Origin of the sequence: Blautia hansenii DSM 20583, assembly GCF_002222595.2 — a bacterium.
Lineage (GTDB): Bacteria > Bacillota > Clostridia > Lachnospirales > Lachnospiraceae > Blautia > Blautia hansenii.
Map to the genome: position 1 here is coordinate 1,455,106 of NZ_CP022413.2, position 21,355 is coordinate 1,476,460.

19 protein-coding genes are annotated in these 21,355 nt (G+C 39.9%); 1 reads left to right on the forward strand and 18 read right to left on the reverse strand.

Annotation, left to right across the window (positions count from 1 at the left end; genetic code table 11):
• The first annotated feature begins 68 nt into the window (after positions 1-68).
• Positions 69-284 (forward strand): DUF378 domain-containing protein, encoded by a 216-nt coding sequence (locus CGC63_RS07200; RefSeq protein WP_004221861.1) that lies wholly within the window; start codon positions 69-71, stop codon positions 282-284.
• Between the two features lie 105 nt (positions 285-389).
• Here the strand turns inward: CGC63_RS07200 and CGC63_RS07205 are convergent, their stop codons facing one another.
• The 18 genes from CGC63_RS07205 to CGC63_RS07290 all read right to left on the reverse strand — a co-directional run bounded on the left by CGC63_RS07205 (position 390) and on the right by CGC63_RS07290 (position 21,127).
• Complete coding sequence (locus CGC63_RS07205) at positions 390-809, reverse strand: hypothetical protein (protein WP_004221860.1); 420 nt, start codon at positions 807-809, stop codon at positions 390-392.
• Positions 810-931: 122 nt separating this feature from the next.
• Positions 932-1,936: a D-alanyl-D-alanine carboxypeptidase family protein gene (locus CGC63_RS07210; protein ID WP_004221859.1), complete on the reverse strand. Its 1,005-nt coding sequence runs from the start codon at positions 1,934-1,936 to the stop codon at positions 932-934.
• The gene (locus CGC63_RS07215; protein ID WP_004221858.1) at positions 1,920-2,315 is read right to left on the reverse strand and encodes a methylglyoxal synthase; all 396 of its coding nucleotides are present in this window, start codon (positions 2,313-2,315) and stop codon (positions 1,920-1,922) included. Before CGC63_RS07215 ends, CGC63_RS07210 begins: the two co-directional genes overlap by 17 nt.
• On the reverse strand, positions 2,312-3,442 hold the full coding sequence (locus tag CGC63_RS07220) for an FtsW/RodA/SpoVE family cell cycle protein (RefSeq protein ID WP_004221857.1): 1,131 nt from the start codon (positions 3,440-3,442) through the stop codon (positions 2,312-2,314). The genes CGC63_RS07215 and CGC63_RS07220 overlap by 4 nt, the downstream gene beginning before the upstream one ends.
• 42 nt (positions 3,443-3,484) lie before the next feature.
• The gene (locus CGC63_RS07225; RefSeq protein WP_004221856.1) at positions 3,485-3,748 is read right to left on the reverse strand and encodes a cell division topological specificity factor MinE; all 264 of its coding nucleotides are present in this window, start codon (positions 3,746-3,748) and stop codon (positions 3,485-3,487) included.
• A gap of 17 nt (positions 3,749-3,765) precedes the next feature.
• Complete coding sequence (gene minD, locus CGC63_RS07230) at positions 3,766-4,554, reverse strand: septum site-determining protein MinD (RefSeq protein WP_004221854.1); 789 nt, start codon at positions 4,552-4,554, stop codon at positions 3,766-3,768.
• A gap of 57 nt (positions 4,555-4,611) precedes the next feature.
• Positions 4,612-7,506 carry a penicillin-binding transpeptidase domain-containing protein gene (locus CGC63_RS07235; RefSeq protein WP_004221852.1) on the reverse strand — a complete coding sequence of 965 codons (2,895 nt, stop codon included), beginning with the start codon at positions 7,504-7,506 and terminating at the stop codon, positions 4,612-4,614.
• Positions 7,491-8,024: a rod shape-determining protein MreD gene (gene mreD, locus CGC63_RS07240; RefSeq protein WP_004221849.1), complete on the reverse strand. Its 534-nt coding sequence runs from the start codon at positions 8,022-8,024 to the stop codon at positions 7,491-7,493. Before mreD ends, CGC63_RS07235 begins: the two co-directional genes overlap by 16 nt.
• The gene (mreC, locus tag CGC63_RS07245; RefSeq protein WP_004221845.1) at positions 8,021-8,881 is read right to left on the reverse strand and encodes a rod shape-determining protein MreC; all 861 of its coding nucleotides are present in this window, start codon (positions 8,879-8,881) and stop codon (positions 8,021-8,023) included. Before mreC ends, mreD begins: the two co-directional genes overlap by 4 nt.
• Positions 8,882-8,908: 27 nt before the next feature.
• Positions 8,909-9,898, reverse strand: a complete 990-nt coding sequence (locus CGC63_RS07250; protein WP_004221843.1) for a rod shape-determining protein — start codon at positions 9,896-9,898, stop codon at positions 8,909-8,911.
• A gap of 28 nt (positions 9,899-9,926) precedes the next feature.
• Complete coding sequence (radC, locus tag CGC63_RS07255) at positions 9,927-10,622, reverse strand: RadC family protein (protein WP_004221840.1); 696 nt, start codon at positions 10,620-10,622, stop codon at positions 9,927-9,929.
• Positions 10,623-10,697: 75 nt separating this feature from the next.
• Positions 10,698-12,287, reverse strand: coding sequence for an NAD(P)/FAD-dependent oxidoreductase (locus CGC63_RS07260; protein ID WP_004221837.1), 1,590 nt, complete (start codon positions 12,285-12,287; stop codon positions 10,698-10,700).
• Positions 12,281-13,480: a BaiN/RdsA family NAD(P)/FAD-dependent oxidoreductase gene (locus tag CGC63_RS07265; protein ID WP_004221835.1), complete on the reverse strand. Its 1,200-nt coding sequence runs from the start codon at positions 13,478-13,480 to the stop codon at positions 12,281-12,283. Before CGC63_RS07265 ends, CGC63_RS07260 begins: the two co-directional genes overlap by 7 nt.
• A 3-nt stretch (positions 13,481-13,483) precedes the next feature.
• A complete protein-coding gene (locus CGC63_RS07270) occupies positions 13,484-14,776 on the reverse strand; it encodes a methionine gamma-lyase family protein (protein ID WP_004221834.1) in 1,293 nt (430 codons plus the stop codon).
• Positions 14,764-15,720, reverse strand: a complete 957-nt coding sequence (gene miaA, locus CGC63_RS07275) for a tRNA (adenosine(37)-N6)-dimethylallyltransferase MiaA (protein ID WP_009247377.1) — start codon at positions 15,718-15,720, stop codon at positions 14,764-14,766. The genes CGC63_RS07270 and miaA overlap by 13 nt, the downstream gene beginning before the upstream one ends.
• A gap of 9 nt (positions 15,721-15,729) precedes the next feature.
• Positions 15,730-17,640, reverse strand: a complete 1,911-nt coding sequence (mutL, locus tag CGC63_RS07280) for a DNA mismatch repair endonuclease MutL (protein ID WP_004221831.1) — start codon at positions 17,638-17,640, stop codon at positions 15,730-15,732.
• 6 nt (positions 17,641-17,646) lie between these two features.
• Positions 17,647-20,322 (reverse strand): DNA mismatch repair protein MutS, encoded by a 2,676-nt coding sequence (gene mutS / locus CGC63_RS07285; RefSeq protein ID WP_172620988.1) that lies wholly within the window; start codon positions 20,320-20,322, stop codon positions 17,647-17,649.
• Between the two features lie 277 nt (positions 20,323-20,599).
• Positions 20,600-21,127, reverse strand: a complete 528-nt coding sequence (locus tag CGC63_RS07290; RefSeq protein WP_004221826.1) for a hypothetical protein — start codon at positions 21,125-21,127, stop codon at positions 20,600-20,602.
• Positions 21,128-21,355: the final 228 nt, after the last annotated feature.

Below are 21,355 nucleotides of genomic sequence, written 5' to 3' on the forward strand. Positions count from 1 at the left end.
ATAGAAAAAATTTTGCATAAAACAGGATTTTGCGGACACACTAAATAAGGATAAAGGAGGCTTCATTTATGAATAGCAGAGCTTTAGATTACACAGCATTAGTAATTGCCTTAATCGGTGCAGTGAATTGGGGATTAATCGGATTTTTCCGGTTCAATCTGGTAACCTTCTTATTCGGAGATATGGTATGGGTAACCAGAATTATTTACGCACTGGTTGGAATTTGCGGATTATATCTTTTTACCCTATTCGGAAGAATTCAGGCTTTTGGAGAAAAGATGTAACAGCACTGCAAAAAGCCACCACGCAAAATCAAACTTGTGTGATGGCTTTTTGTATCTTTCATGTTTTTAAACTTTTGTAGAATTGTATAATAGGAAAATCGCTAATTACATAGAAACGAGAAGCATCTCTTTTGCACATTCCGGCAACTGAGAGGCATCTTTTGATACACTGAGTACAAAAGAAACCTGATATTTTTCACCCATTGTCTGCAGGCGTTTTAATACATCCGCAAGTTCTTCATCTGTTACTTTTGAGATTTTAAGAAAGCTGTCTAAGAAAATCTTTTCCAAATCATTGTCCTGTGAAAGGATACCGGAAAGAAATCCTATAAATTCACTGCTGTTTTGAATATCAAATTCAGATAAATCAATCAGACGTACTTTGTTATTTAACTCATACATGTGTTTTTTGCTCTTATCAAGATAAACAAATGTACCTGTTGCTTCTTTAATCTCCGTATTTACTTTGTCTAAAAGTATTTTTGTTTTTCCTTTTCCTTTTTCGCCTACAATTAACTGAACCATCGCAATTTCCTCCTTAGCCGCACGTAATATGTATATTTACCAAAAACGTGGTTATCGTTAAAATAATTATAGTGCATATTGTTCGAAAATTCAATGGTAAAATGAAAAAATATAGTAATTTTTTATCTATTTGTCTGGCTCAGCATTTCAGACATTCTTTCCATCAAGGCGCTTTCTGTTTCCGCATGAAATACAATGGAAATATAAAATTCACCGTATTTATTCTGGGTTAATAAAGCCGCATAATTGTTGGATTTTGAAGTGAAGGTTTTACCGCCTAAGACAGTAACGTCTTTTGGTATTGTTACCTTTCCGGCAGTAAAAGGATTATCACTGTCTAACCAACGCTGTTTTAATTCGTCTTTTGGAGTGGTGTAATTGATTGTATAGTCAGGCAGGGACATGGCGTTTAGCAAATCAGGATATTTTAAAAATTCATTGAGCAATAAATAAATATCATAGACCGTGGTATACTGCTCATCTGAGGTATATCCTGTGGAATTTGCATAATGTGTATTGGTCATGCCCAGTTCTGTTGCTCTTTCGTTCATCAGGGTAACAAAAGCTTCCTGTGAACCGCCCGTAAGTCGGGCAAGAGCCTGACAGGCATCTTCGGCAGAAGAAACAAGAACGGCATTTAAAAGCTGTTTTACTGTAACATGATATCCTTCCTGTAAGCCGCAGCCTCTGGCTTCTTTTCCATATACTCTGTCATCGCCTTCAATGACTGCTTCGTCCTCCAAATTTAAGCGTTCCACGGCAAGTAAAGCAGTCATAAGCTGCGTAACCTTTCCCGGCTCTGTTTTTTCATATAAATGATTGGAAAAGGGAATTGTGCCCTCTCCAAGTGAGAAAAATCCTGCCATTTCTTCGGAAATGTTCTGAATACCTTCCAGCTGGGTAAAATCTTCTCCAACGCAGAGATTGCGGGAAAGCCCGGGAGCTACCAGAGCGTCTTCTCTGGCAGAAGTTCCAAAAGCCTGTATACTTTTGTTATAAGGATGCTCATCCTCAAAATTTTTATCTTTGGATAACAAAACAATTCCTAAAATCACAAAAAGAACGATAATCATAGCAGCCAGCTTTAGAAAAAGCACTTTTTTTCTTTTTTTATTTATACATTTCACGCCAATCCAGCTCTCCTCTTCCTAAGGAACGAATCATCATTTCAGCAGTTGCCAGATTGGTTGCCATAGGAATATTATGGGTATCGCACAGCATAAAAATACGCTTTACATCCGGATCCTGCTTTTGCGGAGCTAAAGGCTCACGTAAGTAGATGATTAAATCCATTTCATTTTGCTCAATCATAGCGCCTAACTGTTGTTCGCCGCCTAAATGTCCTGCAAGAAATTTGTGAACCGTAAGATTGGAAGCTTCTTCAATCAGTCTTCCGGTAGTGCCTGTGGCATATAATGTATTTTTTGACAGAATATTTCTGTATGCGATGCAAAAGTTCTGCATCAGTTTTTTCTTTGAGTTGTGTGCAATCAATCCGATGTTCATGATTTTTCAACCTCCCTGTAAGTTCTATATTTTTGTAATCCCACATTTAATACGAGTCCCATTCCGATGTAAAGGCTGACAATAGAAGTCAGTCCATAGCTGACAAAAGGAAGGGGAGTTCCTGTGTTTGGCAGAATTTTTGTTACTACGGCAATATTGATGAAGGTCTGTATTCCGACTAAAGATGCAACGCCGCAGCAAATTAGTTTGCCCGAAGCATCCTTTGCCCGAAGACTGACACGGATACATTCTAAAATTACCAAAAAGAGCATAAGCAAAATGGCAGTACAGCCGATAAAGCCAAGCTCTTCTCCTGCCACAGAGAAAATAAAGTCCGTCTGATTTTCAGAAACAAAATTTCCTTTGTTGGCAGATGCCACTTCATTGTTGTTAAGTCCTTTTCCTGTAAGCTGACCGGAGCCAATGGCGGTTACAGAGTTTTCCTGCTGTAAAACATCATCAGAATAAGCGTCATCTTCAGAGTTTAAAAACGCCATAATTCGGTCACGCTGATAGTCTTTAATCAATTTTTGGTCAGGCTGGACAACAATAAACAAAAAAACGATTGCCATAGGAACCGCTATTAAAAGAATACTGCCGATAATTTTATAGCTTAATCCTGCAACATAAATCATGATACAAAAAAGTATAGCAACCGTAATGGTATTTTTCAAGTCCGGCTGTGATAAAATTAAAGACAACGGAATGGCAATTAAGACAACTGCTTTGACCAGAGTTCGCAAAGTGTTCAAGTCTTCTTCATGGTCCATAAAAAATTTGGCAAAGAATAAGATTAAAATAATCTTAGCTAATTCCGTAGGCTGAAACTGAAATCCTCCGATACTTAACCAACGTTGAGCTCCGTTTGCATCAGTACCCATTACTTTTACTAAAAGAAGTAAAAGTATGTTACCTCCGTACATAATCCAGCTGAAATTTAAAATCCAGCTAAAATCTATGAGGGATACAATTACCATAACGATAAGCCCTAAAACCATTCCTAAAAACTGTTTCTTCTGCAAACTGGGGTCTGCGCTTCCTACCAGCAGAACCCCCATTGAGGTCAATGCCATAAGAACAATTATCAATCTGAAGTTGTAATCTTGTAATTTATATTGTCTAATCATGAAAACACCTATTTTTCTTCTGGTCTTTAAAGTTTCCTTTCATCATCTCTGAAATAACATGCCCGGAGATGAATTTTTAATATCTGTCTGTAACGGAATATATGCTGTTACCGTTGCCGTATCTTTTCGATAACGGATTTCAACCTTTTGTTCGTGTACAGCAAAATATTTGTTTACAGCACGAATTAAATCATTTTGCAGCATGGTCATCATTTGTGGAGAACATTCCAGCCGCTCAGAAGTAAGGAGCAGCTTCAAGCGGTCTTTTGCAACAAAACCGGATGGTCTGCATGGAAATCGAAACATTCCTAATCCTCCTTCTTCTATTTTTTGAAAATACCGGAAATTCGTTTAAAAACACCTTTTTTTGTACGGAAATCCATGAAAGGAACATCTTCTCCGGATATTCTCCGACAGATATTTTCAAATGCTTTTCCCGACAGAGAGTCTTTGCCGCACAGAGGCTCTCCCTGATTGGTAGCAATTACCACTGCCTCGTCATCAGGAATAGCGCCTAATAAATCCACGGCAAGAATTTCAGAGACGTCCTCTACGGACATCATTTCTCCACGCTTAATCATATCCATACGAAGACGGTTAATGACTAATTGAATTTGAGGCATTTCGTTTGCCTGTAAAAGTCCGATAATTCGGTCAGCATCACGAATGGCAGAAACCTCCGGAGTGGTTACTACAATGGCTCTGCCTGCTCCTGCAATGGCATTTTTGAAGCCTTGTTCAATTCCCGCAGGACAGTCCAAAAGAATATAGTCAAATTCTTCAGAAAGAGCCTCGGTCAGCTTCACCATTTGCTCCGGTGTAATCGCAGTTTTATCTTTTGTCTGAGCGGAAGGCAGTAAAAACAGATTGTCACACTGCTTGTCCCGAATAAGCGCCTGCTTCATTCGGCAGCTTCCTTCAATCACATCAATGAGATTGTAGACAATGCGGTTTTCCAGTCCCAGCACAACATCCAGATTTCTAAGTCCGATGTCGGTGTCTACCACAACTACCTTTTTATTCAGCTTTGCCAGACCTAAACCGATGTTCGCTGTCACTGTGGTTTTACCCACGCCGCCTTTCCCAGACGTAATTACAATAATTTCACTCATACAAAATCCTCCTGATACCCTCTTTTTCTTTTTCGTATGTGCCTTACAGAGTTCTGTTTAGTCATTGTGCGTTGTTGTTGTGTCACTGGCTGTTGCAGCGCCTGTGACAATGTCAGACTCATCTGCAAAATTGTACTTATAATTGAGAATATCTTTTGCTACACTTGCCGCATTACCGGAAGAATATCCGTTACCAATGCGGACTGCCACGCCTACCTCCGGATTGTCATAAGGAGCAAATCCAATAAAGAGACCGTGGGACGGTCGGCTCATATCCTCCTGAGCTGTACCTGTTTTCCCTGCAACAGAAAGCTTCATAGAACTTAAAATAGGACTGTTTTTTGCAACACCGCGCATACCTTTGTGTACGGCATCCCAAGTGCTGCTTGCTACATCCATTTCTCCTTTTACTGCCGGCTGGTAGTCTTCTACCAAATTACCGTCAGCATCTGTTGCTTTATCAAAAAGGGTAAGCTCATAGCTGGTTCCCCGACTGGCAATAGTTGTTACATATCTGGCTAACTGGGAAGTTGTCATATTGTTCTTCGCCTGTCCAAAGGAAGTACGGATGGCATCTTCTTCTGAAACCTGAGGAGATACCTCTGTAATTTCCAAGCCGGATTTTTCGTTTAATAAAAACATATTTGCATATTTCTGAAGCTTATCAATACCAAGAGAGTCAGAAAAACTGCCGTTTTCATCTGTTCCCAAATCATAAGCCACCTGTCCCATAAATACATTACAGGAATTCGTAATACCGGATACCACATTCATATAGCCGTGTCCGGAGCGGTTCCAACAATACGGACCGTTTGGGATTTTATCAAAACGACCGCCGCAGACAACGCCGTAGTTGCTGTCAATAATACCTTCTTCCATACCGGCTACCGCAGTTACGATTTTAAAGGTAGAACCGGGAGCGGTAAGCTGCTGGGTTGCTTTGTTATAAAACGGTCTTGATAAATCCTGAGACAGCTTTGCAAAGTATTCGGTGTCCATGTTGTTGGCAAGACGATTATTGTCATATCCCGGATATGTGACACAGGCAAGTGTTTCTCCGGTTTTCACGTCTGTCATTACAAGAGAACCGGAGCACGGGTCTAAGGCAAGCTGTGCTGGCGTAATTTCCAAATTGCTGATTTTCTCTATCATAAAATTATACGCCGTCATAGAGCCGGATTTCAAGGCATTATAAGCTGTTTCATCTGCTTCTAAAATCCCCTGATCATATAAAAGCATACAAAGCTGTGCACCGGAAATCATATCGGAATGGAGCATATACTTATAAATAATCTTGGAAAATCCTGTATCATCAGCAAGAGAATTGGTGAGATAGTCTGCTAAAGCCGTATATACCTGAGAGGAGTCCAAATAATCCCCCTCTGCGGAAAACTGTGAAATATCAATCCAGTCTTTTCCGGCAGCATAAGTCAGAAATTCTTTTAAGCTGATACTTTCGTCCTTGGACCATGCAATATAAGTAGGATCTGCCGCATCAATGGCATCCATGGATAAAATTTCTTTCTTTCTTGTTAAAAATTCATTGACAATATAGCTTTGATATTCCTGCATTTCTTTGGAGAGGTCTTTATATGCCACAGGCTTTTCCTTGGTAAGCTCTTCTTGTATCTGCTGGAAAACCTTTTCCTGCTGTTGCTGGAATACGCCGTATACAGTTTTTTCCAACTCTGTGGCATCCTCTTCTTTAAAATGGCTGATATCCAATACACTGTTTTCGATTAGCGCATTATACACATCGTAGATAGGAGTTTTAATGGCCGCAGTATCCATCCCCTCTTCTACCTTAAATTCTTTTGCATTGATAATATTAGAAACCAAAATACCGGCAATTTTCTGCTCTAAGACGTTGTAGGCAATGCGCTGTAAGTCCTTGTCCAGCGTCAGATAAATGTTATTTCCTGATTTTGGATTTTTTCTGGAATTTTTAACGGTTTCCAAAGCCTTTCCCATGGTATCTACAAGAACCTTGTCAGAACCGTCTGTTCCCCGCAGCTGGGTTTCCATTATTTTTTCAATTCCTGCTTTACCGATAACGGCGTCAGCGGAATACTTGTGCCCCTGCTCCTTTAATTCTTTCAGTTCGTCAGCATCTGCTTTTCCTGTATAGCCGATAATCGGCGCAAAGGCTTCTGCTTCATCATAAACACGGATAGAGTCTTCTTCAATATCAAGTCCCTGTAAATCATCCTTGCGCTCCATGATTTCCGCTACGGTTTCTTCGCTGACATTTGTTGCCAGTGTTACCGGAACATATTTTTTAAAGCTGTTGGTAGAAAGAATGTAACGGATTTTCAGGATATCTAAAGTTTCCTCTTTTGTAAAGGTTTCCGGCAATCCGTATTTTTCCAGCTCTTCCTTTGTATAAGGCTTTTCTTCATTGATAAGTCCGAAACGTTTTTCATTGGACATATCAGCTATCATCTTGTCAGGAGTTGCATTGAGCTCCTCTTTTTTCAGTTTTTCGATGTTTGCCTGTCCATAAACGTCCGCTTTAAAACGATTGAGGTTAAAGCCGGTGGTATCAAAGGCATAGTTGCCTTCTTCGTCCAGAACAATATGGAAATCCACACTTAAAGCTTCGTTGTGTTTCTTTAATATATTAATCACTTCATAAGCAATGTGGTTCAAAGTGAGATTTCGTTCTCTGGTAGTTTCATAAGTTCCGTTGTCCTCCAGAATAACGGAATAGGAAAGCTGATTATAGGCGAGAGGCTTGCCGTTTCTGTCGTAAATAATTCCTCTGGTTCCCTTTAGTGTCCGTTCCTTTGTAATGCTTAAATTAAAGTTTTCCGCATACTCCTTTCCGTGAATAATCTGTAAGGAAAAGAGTCTTTGCAGAAGTACGCCAAACAGAATACAAAATACTAAAATAAGTACAGTAGTTCTTTTTAACCCGATTTTTTTCAATAGTTTTTTTATTTTTTTAGCCAAATGGAATCTCTCTCTTTCATTTCCAGTTCTGTCATTTTCTTGTTCAATCTAAATAAAAGCTTATAAAAAATAACAGTTATCAATACGGTATACAGCATTTCAGGAATAGCAATCCTTCCAAAATAGTAAAAAAATTCTAAGCGTCCCCGCATTAAAAACTGCATGCCATAGACCATTGTCCCATACAACAAATCTCCCACGGCTACTAATAGCATAGGAACACGGATTTCTTCATCATAAAAAATCTTACAGCAGCAGCCGGTAGCATAACCGATGCACAGATAGATAAGAGCATAGAAGCCTAAAAGGTTTCCGTAAAAAACGTCCTGTAAAATTCCGCAGAAAAAGCCAATCCAAAGTCCGGACAGCTTTCCCTGCATAAAGCCAAAGGCAACGGTAATAATCAGCAGAAGATTAGGAGTAATAGAGCCAATGGACAATGCCTGAAAAACAGTTCCCTGCAAAATAAAGCATAGTAAGATAATGACCGCTTCTACTATTCTTCGTTTGACTCTCATTCCGTATCCTCCTTCTGCTGTTTCAGTTCCTTGATGACTAAAACTTCACTTAAATGTTCGAAATCAACGGCTGGCGTTAAAGTTCCTGTTTTTGTCAGATTGTTCGGGTCTTCTTTGATATCGCTTACATATCCGATGAGAATACCTTTTAAAAATTTATCACTGACATCAGAGGTGACAATTTTCTCACCTTCCTGAATTTTATTGTCTTCGTCTTTTAAATGAATAAATTGAAGTTTGCCTTCGTCTATGAGACGCAAATCTCCTGCCACAATACAGCGGTCAGAGGTGCTCATGGTCATGGCGCTGACATTGCTGGTGTCATCAATAATAGAACGTACTGTCGCCCAGTTTTTTCCTACTTCTGTTACAATGCCTACCAATCCGCTTCCTGCAATGACGTTGCAGTCTTTCTGAATACCGTCCTCCGTACCTTTGTCAATGGTAAAATTAGAAAACCAGTTTCCGGCATCCTTGGAAATTACATTGGCAGCTACCTTGTCGTATTCACTGTAACTTTGATCCAACTGGTACAACTCCTGTAAGCGTTCAAGCTCTGTCAGTCCCTGTGTAAGGCGGCTGTTTTCCGCAGTCAGTTCATCTACTTTTTTCTGAAGTTTTTTATTTTCTTTTACTAAAGTCTGCTTTTCCTGAAATCCGGCTGTTGCGTTGTCTAAGACCTTTCCGACCTGATTAATTCCTTTCTGAAAAGGAACAATGACATAGCCTGCCGCATTTTTGAGGGGTGCAACGGGAAATTTCACTGCCGCTGCAAAAATCATAAGGCTAATACAAATTAAGCCCATAGCTATGAGGACATGTTTACTTTTAAATGTCCAATTACGCTTTTTTTTCATAATTTAAAACCTCAGCTTTTCTTTTTGTTATTGAACCCACTTGTGTAAGGTACGATTTCCGATGATTTCTTTTAATCCGCATATTGTACAATGCTCATAGTATCCGGATAAACGCACCTTCTGTCCGGTCTCCTGACTTAAAAACCAGTCGATATCAGGAATTCTGGTTGTTCCTCCTGCGAGAAAAATACCTTCCTCCAGAATATTCTGATAAATCTGAGGAGGTGTCCTTTCCAGAAAAGAACGGATTTCCTGACAAATCGTATGAACCGGTCCTAAAATGGTTTCATAAATCATATCAGAGGGGATAATTCCCTCTCTCGGAAGACCGGAAAGGCTGTCAATGCCGACGATTTTTCTGGCTTCTTTAATATCTTCTTTTAAATATGCCAAAGAAAACTTCAATCTTCTGGCAGTTCTGTTTCCGATATGAAGATTGTAATTTTTCCGCACTTCGTTTACAATCGCTTCATTTAACTGCGCTCCGCCCATAGCAATAATTTTGCTCAGAACGATTTTTCCTCTTTCGATTACAGAAATCTCTGTACTTTGCGCTCCGATATTTACAATCATGCTTCCCTTTGTATTATTGATGGGAATTCCAAGAGCCACCGCATCGGCGATGGTCTTGTTTACCATATAAATTTTATTTTTTCTGTTGGAATTTCCAATGGTATAGTAGGCACGCTGCTCTATTTCCGACAAATCGGAAGGAACAGCCAGGTATAAATTATTATTAAATAATCCACCTGCATTTATCTTTTCGAGTAAAGCCTGTAAAACCATCTCAGTATGATTGACATCTGCAATTTTCCCGTAAGCCATAGGTGAAATTACAGATACATTAGACGGATTTTTTTCAAAAATCTTATATGCTTCATTTCCTACTGCCAAAATCTGATTTTGGTTTCGAATGGCTATCATGTTTTTTTCTGTGATAATGGTATCATTATCCTGTGAATAAATTTTAACTGTACTTGTTCCGAGGTCTACTCCAAACGTTTTGTGTAATAGCACTTGAATGCTCCCCTTTATCTTTTAACATTTAAAAAATCCCCTGTTCACGAAAGCTTAAATATTTACAATCCCCGATAATAATATGATCCAGTAAAGGAATTCCCAATAGCTCCCCCGCTTCCTTTACTCTCTGAGTAAAATCAACATCTGCCTGACTGGGTGTACAATCGCCGCTGGGATGATTATGTACCAGAAGAATTCCCACTGCATGATAGGAAACCGCAGAAAGAAAAATTTCTCTGGGATTTGCCAAAGAACTGTTGACTGTTCCTTTAAAAATCATTTCATCTCCCAACAGATGATTTTTGGTATCCAGCATCATACAGATTAAAAGCTCCTGCTCCTCATGGCGAAGCTGCTCCATATAGTAATCTGCAATACTGGCAGGATGGCGGAAAGACAACCCTTTTTTGGCAGTTGCGGTGGCAATTCTTTTGGAAAGCTCTCCGATACATTTAATCTGTATTGCCTTTACCTTTCCAATGCCTTTGACTGCCTGAAGCTGTGCAAGGCTTAGTTGATGCAGTCCCAAAAGTCCTTCCTTATCTTTGGAGAGCTTTAGAACTTCTTCTGCCATCTCCACAGACGGGCTTCCTTTTGTTCCTGTTCTTAAAAGGACTGCTAAAAGTTCGCTGTCCGTTAAACACTCTGCGCCCATACGAAGACACTTTTCATAAGGTCTGTCTTCCTCGGGCATTTGATTAATCGTTGTATATTTTGTCATACTTTGTTATAAGCTCTTCGGCAATTGGCTATAACAAGTTTTATTGTAGCACAGATTAAAAACGATGTATATGCCTTAACAAAAATTTATGATTTTTTTCATAATTGCTTCGCCTACTTTTAAACCGTCCATGGCTGCGGAGGTAATTCCGCCTGCATAGCCTGCTCCTTCGCCGCAGGGGTAAATTCCGCAAATTGCAGACTCAAATGCTTCATTTCGAAGAATTCGTATCGGCGAAGAGGTTCTGCTCTCAATTCCACTTAAAACAGCATCTTTTCTTGAAAATCCGGGAATGATTTTTTCAAAAGCTTCTATCCCTTCGATAAGCGCTGCGTTTAACTCTTCCGGAAGCAATTCTCTTAAATTGGCAAAGGTATACTTGCCTTTCATACAGGGAAGTACGCTGCCAAAAGCCTCTGATGTTTTATTTTCCGTAAAGTCACCGTATAGCTGAAGCGGAATACTTCCTTTTCCCAGTGCATAAGCCTTTTCTTCCAGTCTTCTTTGAAAATCCATGCCTCGAAGTACGTCTGTTCCCGGAAAATCTTCCGGTGTTACCGTAACAATTAAGGCGCTGTTGGCATTGGCAGAGCCACGGTTTTGATAGCTCATACCATTGACAGCCAGCCTTTTTTCCTCAGAAGAAGCATTGACTACAAAGCCTCCCGGACACATACAAAAGCTGTAAACACCACGATTATTTTTGCACTTGTGGGTGAGCTTATAGGATGCCGCCCCAAGGTAGGGAGAGCTTTCCTGCCCGTATTGATAAAGATTGATTAAGGTCTGGGGGTGCTCCGCACGCAGACCTACGGCAAAAGCCTTTGCCTCCATAGGCAGATTTTTATCTTTTAACAGGGTAAAGGTGTCTCTGGCGCTGTGACCGATAGCCAGAACCAGACAATCAGTTTTTACTTTTTCAGTATCGTTTACAGTAATGGCTGATACTTTTCCGTTTTCAATTTGAATATCTGTCATCTTGGAGGAAAAACAAAATTCTCCGCCGGCATTTTTAATGTAATTTCGCATATTTTTTACAATACCGATTAGCATGTCTGTGCCAAGGTGCGGCTTTTGCTGATATAAAATTTCCTCGGGAGCGCCGAATTTTACAAATATTTTCAGAACCTCTTGATTGCGCCCTTTTGTGTCTTTTACTAAGGTATTCAGCTTTCCGTCAGAAAAAGTGCCTGCGCCTCCTTCTCCGAACTGTACATTAGACTCTTTCTTTAACTCTCCTGTTTCCCAGAATTTTTCCACGGTTTTCAGGCGGTTTTCTACGTCTTCGCCTCTTTCAATAATCAAAGGCTTTAAACCTGCTTGTACCAGATAATAGGCACAGAAAAGTCCGGCAGGTCCGCTGCCCACAATGACAGGTCTTTGAGAAACTTCTGTATTTGTTTTTAAATAAGAAAATCTCACAGGAGTTGTTGACATAATATTTTTATTGTTTACCTTTTTTAGAACCTGTTTTTCTTTTTTTACTTCTGCTTCAACGGTATAAACAAAGAAAAGCTCCGGCTTTTTCCTTGCATCTAAGGACTGGCGCCGAATTGTCCATGAAAGTAAATCTCCCGAGGAGATTTTTAAGAGCTTTTTGATTTTATTTTCCAAATCTTCTTTTGTATGAGAAACAGGAAGTTTTATCTGTTGAATTTTTACCATAAAGCAGCCTCCTTTCCTGCACATGCACCGCTGGACCATGCCCATTGAAGATTGTAGCCGCCGCAGATACCGTCTGCATCCAATAACTCTCCTGCCAGATACAGGTTGGGAATTTTTTTACATTCCATGGTTTCAGGAGAAATTTCTTCCAGAGAAACACCGCCTTGACATACCTGTGCATTAGAAAACGGCTTTGTCCCCACAATTTCCACCGGAAATGCTTTTATTTTCTCTGCCAGTGATGAAATTTCTGTTTTTTTATCTGCCAGAACTTCAATCAGTTTTTTGGGAATAAGACCGATACAGAGTTCTTTTGTTGTTTTGTATGGACAAAGCTCCTTTCTTTTCAGGAAAAGCTCTTCCAGTTCTTTTTTGGTAAAATCAGGTAAGAAATCAATCAGCAAGGTAACGGAACGTTGTTTTTGCAACAGCTTGGCTGCCAGAGCGCTGAGCTGAAACACCGGAATACCGGAAACCCCATAATCCGTAAGCTGTAATTCTCCTTCTTCTGTCTGTAAGGTTTTCTGCTCTGCTTGTAACTGTATTTTTCCGTAAATACGAGTACCAGCCCATTTTGAAAAGTAATTTCCTTTTCCTTTTAATGGAACCAAAGCAGGAAGGGGATTTATAACTTTTAAGCCTAATTGTTTTGCCAAAGTATAGCCGCTGCCGTCTGCTCCGTCAATTTCCGAAGCGCAAGAACCGCAGGCAAGAATAACAGCGTCGGCGGGATACTGCCATGTATCGGTTACCACTGAAAACTTTGGGCTTTCTTTTGTGTCTGAAATTTTAATTTCTTTTACATGCTCTTTGCTCTTGATTTTTACTTTTAAAAAGCGGGCTTCCATTTCTAAAAGCTCCTGTACGCTGGAGGCCTGCATACTGGAAGGATAAAAATATCCGTTCTTTGAAACAGGATAAATACCGATTTCTTTAAAAAAATCCAGCGTCTGTTCAAAAGAAAAATTTTGCAGAACATTCCAGAGAATTTTAGGCTGTTCACTGTGATAGCAGCTTTTTTCCAGCTTTTCATTGGTAAGGTTACAGCGGCCGTTTCCGGTTGCCAGCAGTTTTTTCCCTGTTTTTTCATTATGCTCTAAAACTGTGACAGCTGCATGATTTCTGGCTGCCATAATGGCGGCAATCATACCGGCAGCTCCACCGCCTACAATACAGACCTTTTTCTTTTCCATAATTTACTCCTGTGGCAATGTAACCAGATTTTTATCCGCAAGCTTTTGTAAGGACATTAAAATACCTAATTTTGCATGATACCAAGTAAGACCACCTTGGAAATACACGGTATAAGGCGGTTTAATCGGTCCGTCGGCAGAAAGCTCAATGGAAGAACCCTGCACGAAAGCGCCTGCTGCCATAATTACGTCACTGTCATAGCCCGGCATTGCCCATGGCTCCGGCTCTACATAACTGTCTACCGGTGCAGCCGCCTGAATACCCTTACAAAATTCAATGACGCCTTCCGGTGTACCAAAAGTAACAGCCTGAATAATGTCGTGACGGCTTTCTGTACTGTTTGGTGTAACCGAAAATCCTAAACGCTCGTAAATATTTGCGGCAAAAATCGCTCCCTTTAATGCACCTGCGGTAACAGTAGGGGCAAGGAAAAATCCCTGATAAAAGGAAGGATTAACGCCTAAAGTAGCGCCGACCTCTTTTCCAAGACCGGGACAGGTAAGACGATAGGCTGCATTGTCTACATATTCTTTCTTTCCTGCAATGTATCCGCCGATTGGCGCAAGACCGCCGCCGGGATTTTTAATCAGTGAACCAACGATTAAATCGGCGCCTACATCACTTGGCTCTATTTTTTCTACAAATTCACCGTAGCAGTTGTCTACCATACAGATAATGTCCGGTTTAATTCCTTTAATAAAAGAAATCAGTTCTCCGATTTGGGATACAGAAAAAGTAGGACGTGTGAGATATCCTTTGGAGCGCTGAATTTCCACCATTTTTGTTTTGTCTGTAATGGCATTTCGAATACCCTCATAATCAAAGCTTCCGTCTTCTAAAAGCTCTACCTGACGATAAGTAATGCCGTATTCAGCCAAAGAGCCCTTGGATTGACGAATACCGATAACCTCCTCTAAGGTATCGTAAGGCTTTCCAACAGGAGAAAGCAACTCATCTCCCGGTCTTAAATTTCCTGCAAGCGCCACAGATAAAGCATGCGTACCGCAAGCAATTAAAGGGCGCACTAAGGCTGCTTCTGTATGAAAAGCAGCTGCATAGACTTCTTCTAAGGTGTCACGTCCTAAATCGTTGTAGCCGTAACCGGTAGAAGAATAAAGGCAGCCTTCGCTTACTTTATTCTTCTGCATAGCATGAAGCACCTTTAACTGATTGTATTCTGCGTTTTCATCAATCTCCTGAAAACGTTCTTTTAATTCTGCTTCTATTTGATTTCCAAAAGCAAGCACTTGTGGGCTGATGCCTAAATCACGGTACATTTCCATCATTTCCTGCATGGTAATACTCCTCTTTTCTTACAGTTTTCTAATATATAATCTAAAATCTTATCCTCCTGATAAGCAAATTCCTGTTTATTTACCCAGATAACGTCTTTCTCTCGTTTAAACCAGGTAAGCTGCCGTTTTGCAAAGTGGCGGGTATCTCGTTTTAAGATATAAACAGCTTCATCAAGGGTACAGCTTCCATCCAGATAAGACAAAATTTCTTTATATCCTAAGCCCTGCATGGAAACCATGTCTTTGGTGTATCCCTTCTTGGCAAGCAGGGATACTTCATCCACCAGCCCTTCTTGCAGCATTGCGTCTACACGGGCATCAATTCTTTCATACAGCTTTTCACGGATATCATTTAGAACAAAATATGCCACATTGTAAGGAGACTCTTTTGAAGCCTCTTCTTCATTGTGAGCAGAAATCGGTTTTCCCGTAAGCTCAAAATACTCCAACGCCCGAATGACTCTTTTTACATTATTTGCATGAATTTTCTCTGCTGATTTCGGGTCTATCTGCTGTAATCTTTCATGGAGATATGTACAGCCCTTTTCCTCTGCCAGCTTTTCCAGTTCTTCTCTTACCGGTGACTTTTCAGACTCTTTTGAAAAATCAATATCCTTTACCACTGCCTGAATATAAAATCCTGTGCCTCCGGCAAGAATTGGAATTTTTCCTTTTGCATAGATTTCTGACATAGCCTGCTTTGCCATTTCCTGAAACCGCACTACATGAAATTCCTCGTCCGGTTCCAACACATCAATCAGATAATGAGGAACACCGCACATTTCTTCTTTTTTGATTTTGGCAGAGCCGATATCCATGTGTTTATATACCTGCATGGAGTCTGCGGAAATGATTTCTCCGTTGACTGCTTTTGCAAGTGCAATCGAGAGCTTTGTTTTTCCTACTGCCGTAGGACCTGTTAAAATAATTAAAGGTTTTTTCAAAATCTTCACCTACACAATTCGTTTAAACTTTTTCTCCAGCTCATATTTTGTCATGGAGATAATGGTTGGCCTTCCGTGAGGACAGTTGTATGGATTTTCCAGACTGAGAAGCTCGTCAATCAAAGCATCTGCCTCTTTTACGGAAAGACGGTTGTTTCCCTTTACCGCAGCCTTACAAGCGGCTGTTGCAATACGCTCGGCAAGGATATCCGGCGTTTTGGAAACGTGTTCCTGCTCTAAACTGTCTAAAATCTGTATAAAGAGCTCCTGTACAGAAACACCGTAGATATTTGCAGGAACTGCATGAATACTATATTCCTTGCCGCCAAATTCTGAGATTTCAAATCCAAACTCTCGGAAAATTTCCAGATTTGCCTTTAAAAGGTTACTTTCCTGTAAATTCAAAGAAATCAAGGACGGCGGCGATATCATTTGAGAAAGAATTTCTTTCTTGGCAAATTCTTTTAAAAAGCGTTCATATAATACCTTTTCATGAGCGGCATGCTGGTCAATAATATAGAATTTATTGTCATATTCCACCAGCCAGTAAGTATCGAAAAGTTGTCCGATAATCCGATGATGAATACGGGCTTCTTTTGATAAAAGCCGGTTGTCAAAAAGCTCCAGCTGTTCTGCTTTTTCTACTGCCTGCTTTTCTTTTGGGAAAGCTTCTTTCTTCTGTTCTTCCGGTTTTGCCTGTATTTCGGGCTCTGTTGGTTTTATAGGCTCGTTTACGTTTATAGGTTCTGCTTTACTTTCTGTTTTTGGCTCAGCGCTTGCCGGGCGAAGCCCTACGGGAGCATATACAGGTTTTTCTTCTGCAATTCTGTTCTTTTCAAAAGGTTCGGGAACCGGTATTTTTTCTTCTTTGATTTGAGCTTGCTTTTCTCCAACGGCCGGCTTTGGCGTAAGAGAAACCTCAGGGATGATTTCTTTCCCTGCTAAAGCATCTGTAATTAAATCATAGGTAGCATTATAAATCGCACTCTGGTTTTTAAAACGAACCTCCATTTTGGTAGGATGCACATTGACATCTACATCTTCCCCGTGAATATCATATTGTAAACAGACAAAGGGATATTTATGCTGCATCATGTAAGGCTTGTAAGCTTCTTCAATGGCTTTCATCAAAAGCTTGCTTTTCACATATCTGCCATTGATGTAATAATTTTCAAAGTTGCGGTTTCCTCTGGCAATGGAAGGTTTTCCGATAAAACCGCTGACAGAAAGACCGGAAACTTCATATTGTACAGGAAGAAGCTCTCTTGTAATATCCCGTCCGTAAATACCGTAAATTACATCCTTTAAATTAGCATTTCCTGAGGTGTGCAGACGAAGCTGTCCGTTTACCATGTATTTAAAAGAAATATTGTGATGAGATAAGGCAAGCTGTTCCATATAGCTGCTCACATACCCTGCTTCTGTCATCGCTGTTTTTAAAAATTTCTTTCTGGCAGGAGTATTAAAAAATAAATTTCGCACCAGCATGGTGGTTCCGTTTGGCGCTCCCACATCTTCCAGAACCTTTTCCTGTCCGCCTTCAATTACATAGCGCACACCCATGAAATCCTCCGGCGCTTTTGTAATCACTTCCATCTGGGATACCGCTGAAATACTGGATAGAGCTTCCCCTCGAAATCCCAGAGAAGTAATCTGAAGCAAGTCTTCTGCCTGTGTGATTTTGCTGGTTGCGTGGCGTAAAAATGCCAGAGGTACTTGTTCCTTTGGGATACCGCCCCCGTTGTCGGTAACACGGATAAAGGAAATACCGCCCTCTTTGATTTCTACCGTAATTGCCGTAGCCCCTGCGTCAATGGCATTTTCTACCAGTTCTTTTACTACGGAAGCAGGTCTTTCTACCACCTCTCCCGCAGCAATTTTATCAATTGTATTCTGACTTAAAACTGCAATTTTTCTCAATTTTTATCACCATCTGTTTTTCAGTTTGTTTTGAAGTCGATATAAAATATTTAAAGCATCTACCGGCCGCAATTCATCTAACTGTATGGATTTTAACTCTTCAATGACATCGTCATCCTTTACTGTATCAAAAAGAGAAATTTGCTCCATATCTACCTCGTCAAAATGAACGGCCGGTTTTGTCTTTTGCTTTTTGTTTTCGGAAGCAATATTTTTTACAGTGGCTGTAATATCTGCACTGACAAGCTCCTCTACCAGTTCCTTTGCCCGTTCAATAACAGAGTTAGGGACACCGGCAAGCTTGGCAACCTGAATACCATAGCTTTTATCTGCTCCGCCTTTTACGATTTTTCTAAGAAAGACAATGTCATCGCCTCGCTCTTTTACTGCAATACAGTAGTTGTTTACCCCTGCCAGCTTTCCTTCTAATTCTGTCAGCTCGTGGTAATGGGTAGCAAATAGAGTTTTGGCGCCTAAAATTCTGGTATTGCTGATATGCTCAATCACTGCCCATGCAATGGAAAGTCCATCAAAGGTGCTGGTTCCTCTGCCGATTTCATCCAAAATCAAAAGGCTTTTTGAGGTAGCGTTTCGCAGGATATTGGCAACCTCTGTCATTTCCACCATAAAGGTACTCTGTCCGCTTGCCAAATCATCCGATGCGCCTACACGGGTGAAAATACGGTCTACAATTCCGATATTGGCTTTTTCAGCAGGCACAAAAGAACCGATTTGCGCCATTAAAACAATCAAAGCAGACTGACGCATATAGGTGGATTTTCCTGCCATGTTCGGTCCTGTAATAACGGCAACACGATTTTTCCCGTTATCTAAATAGGTATCGTTTGGAATAAACATATCGTTGGAAATCATTTTTTCCACTACCGGATGTCTGCCGTTTTTAATATCAATAACGCCTTTGGTATTGATTTTGGGGCGGACAAATTGATTGCGAGATGCTACAAGAGCTAAAGATGCGTAGGCATCCAGCTTGGCAATGGCACGGGCTGTTTTCTGAATACGCTCTACTTCTGCCGCAATTTTTGTTCGAATGGAGACGAAAGCTTCATATTCCAGTGCATAAAGCTTGTCCTCCGCACCTAAAATCATATCTTCCAGTTCTTTTAAGCGTGGTGTGATATAACGCTCTGCATTGGTTAAGGTCTGCTTTCTGGTGTAGTAATCAGGAACCATGTCCTTAAAGGAATTGGTGACCTCCAGATAATAGCCGAAAACCTTATTGTATTTGATTTTTAAGGTACGAATACCTGTTTTTTCTTTTTCTTCTGCTTCCAGCTCGGCAAGCCATACCTTGCCCTTTGTTTTGGCTTCACGGAAATGGTCGATATCCTCCTGATACCCTTCTTTGATAATGCCGCCTTCTTTCATGGCAAGAGGGGGCTCGTCCACAATAGAGGCTTCCAAAAGCTGATATAAATCCTGTAAATCATCCATTTCCTCATATACTTTTTGGAGTTCCTCACACTGGAACTGGGACAAAAGCTGACGTATGTATGGTATCATGGAAATAGAGCTTTTAAAAGAAATCAAATCTCTTGGGTTGGCAGACTGATAGCTGACACGGCTGATTAAACGCTCCATGTCGTAAACAGGACTTAAATATTCCCGTATCTCTTCTCTGTCCATTTCATGACAGTTAATTTCTTCCACGGCATCTAAACGTGCGTTAATTTCTCCTTCATCGATTAAGGGCTGTTCAATAAAGCTGCGCATCATACGAGCTCCCATGGCTGTTTTGGTTTTATCCAGTACCCATAAAAGAGAACCTCTTTTTACCTTTTCCCGCATGGTTTCTGTAAGCTCCAGATTACGCCTTGTGGAGCTGTCAATGAGCATATATTTGTCTGTACTATACGGAGTAATCTGACGCAGATGCTCCATGGAGTTTTTCTGTGTTTCCAGAAGATAAGTAAACAAAGCTCCTGCTGCAATTACCGCACAGTTATAGTCCTTTAATCCCAAGCCCTCCAGTGTTCCCACATGAAAATGTTCTTTTAAGGTACGGGCGCATAAATCATCGTCAAAATACCAGTTATCCAGAGCAGAAAGAGAAATATTCAAACGGTTTTTCAGCTCGTCAATTTCAATGCCGCTCATAGTAAAGGCTTCGTTGCACACAAGCTCTGCCGGAGAAAACTTATAAATTTCGTCCAGCAGTTTTCGGATTTCATCGACCTCCGTAACCATGAACACACCTGTGGTAATATCCGCAATGGCAATGCCAAAGCGGTTGGAAACATAGACCACGGACATGATGTAATTATTTTTTGTTTCATCAAGAGCCTGTGTGTTTAATGTAGTTCCCGGTGTTACCACACGGATAACCTCTCTTCTGACAATTCCTTTTGTTTGCTTGGGATCTTCCATCTGTTCACAGATTGCTACTTTATATCCTTTGCTGATTAAGCGATTTAAATAGACCTCTGCCGCATGAAAAGGTATTCCGCACATAGGCGCGCGTTCTGACATACCGCAGTCCTTTCCCGTTAAGGTAAGCTCTAATTCTTTGGACACGATTTCTGCGTCCTCGAAAAACATTTCATAGAAGTCCCCTAAGCGGTAGAATAAGATACAGTCCTTATATTCTTCTTTGGTTTTTACATAATGCTGCATCATTGGTGAAATCGATGCAATATTTACGTCTTTTATTGAAATTCCCATGTATTTTCCTATATTTTTTCCTTTTAAAAATTTTTCCATATCATAATATCCTTATTTCCATATCTAAGAAACAAGGATACTTATCATATTCTTATATTCGGTTAACATCTTATCAAATTTAGGAATATTATTCAAGACAAAACAGAGTGTGTCGGTATCTTTGTTATAAATTTGAGTTTTCCTATGCAAATATAAAAACATTTCCAAATACAACTATGGAGCGGAATTCAGGAAATCCCGCCCCAACTATTGTCATAGAACATATTATTTTAATTGTCTACATAATATCTTCCCACAAATCAACTTTTTCTGTTATATCTTGGTTATTCTGTAAATCAATACAATCATAGTCTAAACAGCCATTCGCATCAATATAGGAACAAACTCTGACAACTGTAGGAGTATTTTCTACCATTGTAATTACATCAAAATAATCTTCATACTGTTTGTCAGAATAATTTGTGTCAAACGCATTAATATTTTTTTTAACTTTAGTAAAATTAATTTCTGTTAAGCGGCTTTTGTCAATCACATTTCTTCTAATTATGTATTTTCCATCTTCTTTATCATAAACAATCTTATCAGTTGTCTCATATCCGTTATACTCAAACACATATCGCTCTATAAAACTTTCACCACCGTTATAAACATAGCCTTCTGGAACATACAGTCCTCCGACAAAGTTCTCTTCTTTTATTGGAGTAAAATCTTCCCCATTTCTTTCAGGATTTTTTCCTCTCCACAAAATAACAAATATCAGGCAACATATAAGTCCGATGCCAACTATGCCAATAAATTTTTTCATGCGTGTCACCTCCTACAACCATTTGCTTTAGATTTTAAAGCTTTCTATATCTTTCTTAGACATATTTTTTGTTGTTTTTCATTTATATAATAACATATTTTTCTTTGTATTTAAAGACTATATTTTAGAGAAATGTATATTATCTGTTAATTCTTAATAACACATGAAATATCAGTTGCAATTGCAAGAAAACGCCTTTTGCTCTACAAAAATAAGGATATTCCATAT

Coding starts and splice junctions, on each gene's coding strand:
- CGC63_RS07200 (WP_004221861.1), top strand. CDS start 69: ATGAATAGCAGAGCTTTAGATTACACAGCATTAGTAATTGCCTTAATC.
- CGC63_RS07205 (WP_004221860.1), bottom strand. CDS start 809: ATGGTTCAGTTAATTGTAGGCGAAAAAGGAAAAGGAAAAACAAAAATA.
- CGC63_RS07215 (WP_004221858.1), bottom strand. CDS start 2,315: ATGAACATCGGATTGATTGCACACAACTCAAAGAAAAAACTGATGCAG.
- CGC63_RS07220 (WP_004221857.1), bottom strand. CDS start 3,442: ATGATTAGACAATATAAATTACAAGATTACAACTTCAGATTGATAATT.
- CGC63_RS07225 (WP_004221856.1), bottom strand. CDS start 3,748: ATGTTTCGATTTCCATGCAGACCATCCGGTTTTGTTGCAAAAGACCGC.
- minD (WP_004221854.1), bottom strand. CDS start 4,554: ATGAGTGAAATTATTGTAATTACGTCTGGGAAAGGCGGCGTGGGTAAA.
- mreD (WP_004221849.1), bottom strand. CDS start 8,024: ATGAGAGTCAAACGAAGAATAGTAGAAGCGGTCATTATCTTACTATGC.
- mreC (WP_004221845.1), bottom strand. CDS start 8,881: ATGAAAAAAAAGCGTAATTGGACATTTAAAAGTAAACATGTCCTCATA.
- radC (WP_004221840.1), bottom strand. CDS start 10,622: ATGACAAAATATACAACGATTAATCAAATGCCCGAGGAAGACAGACCT.
- CGC63_RS07260 (WP_004221837.1), bottom strand. CDS start 12,287: ATGGTAAAAATTCAACAGATAAAACTTCCTGTTTCTCATACAAAAGAA.
- CGC63_RS07265 (WP_004221835.1), bottom strand. CDS start 13,480: ATGGAAAAGAAAAAGGTCTGTATTGTAGGCGGTGGAGCTGCCGGTATG.
- CGC63_RS07270 (WP_004221834.1), bottom strand. CDS start 14,776: ATGCAGGAAATGATGGAAATGTACCGTGATTTAGGCATCAGCCCACAA.
- mutS (WP_172620988.1), bottom strand. CDS start 20,322: ATGGGAATTTCAATAAAAGACGTAAATATTGCATCGATTTCACCAATG.
- CGC63_RS07290 (WP_004221826.1), bottom strand. CDS start 21,127: ATGAAAAAATTTATTGGCATAGTTGGCATCGGACTTATATGTTGCCTG.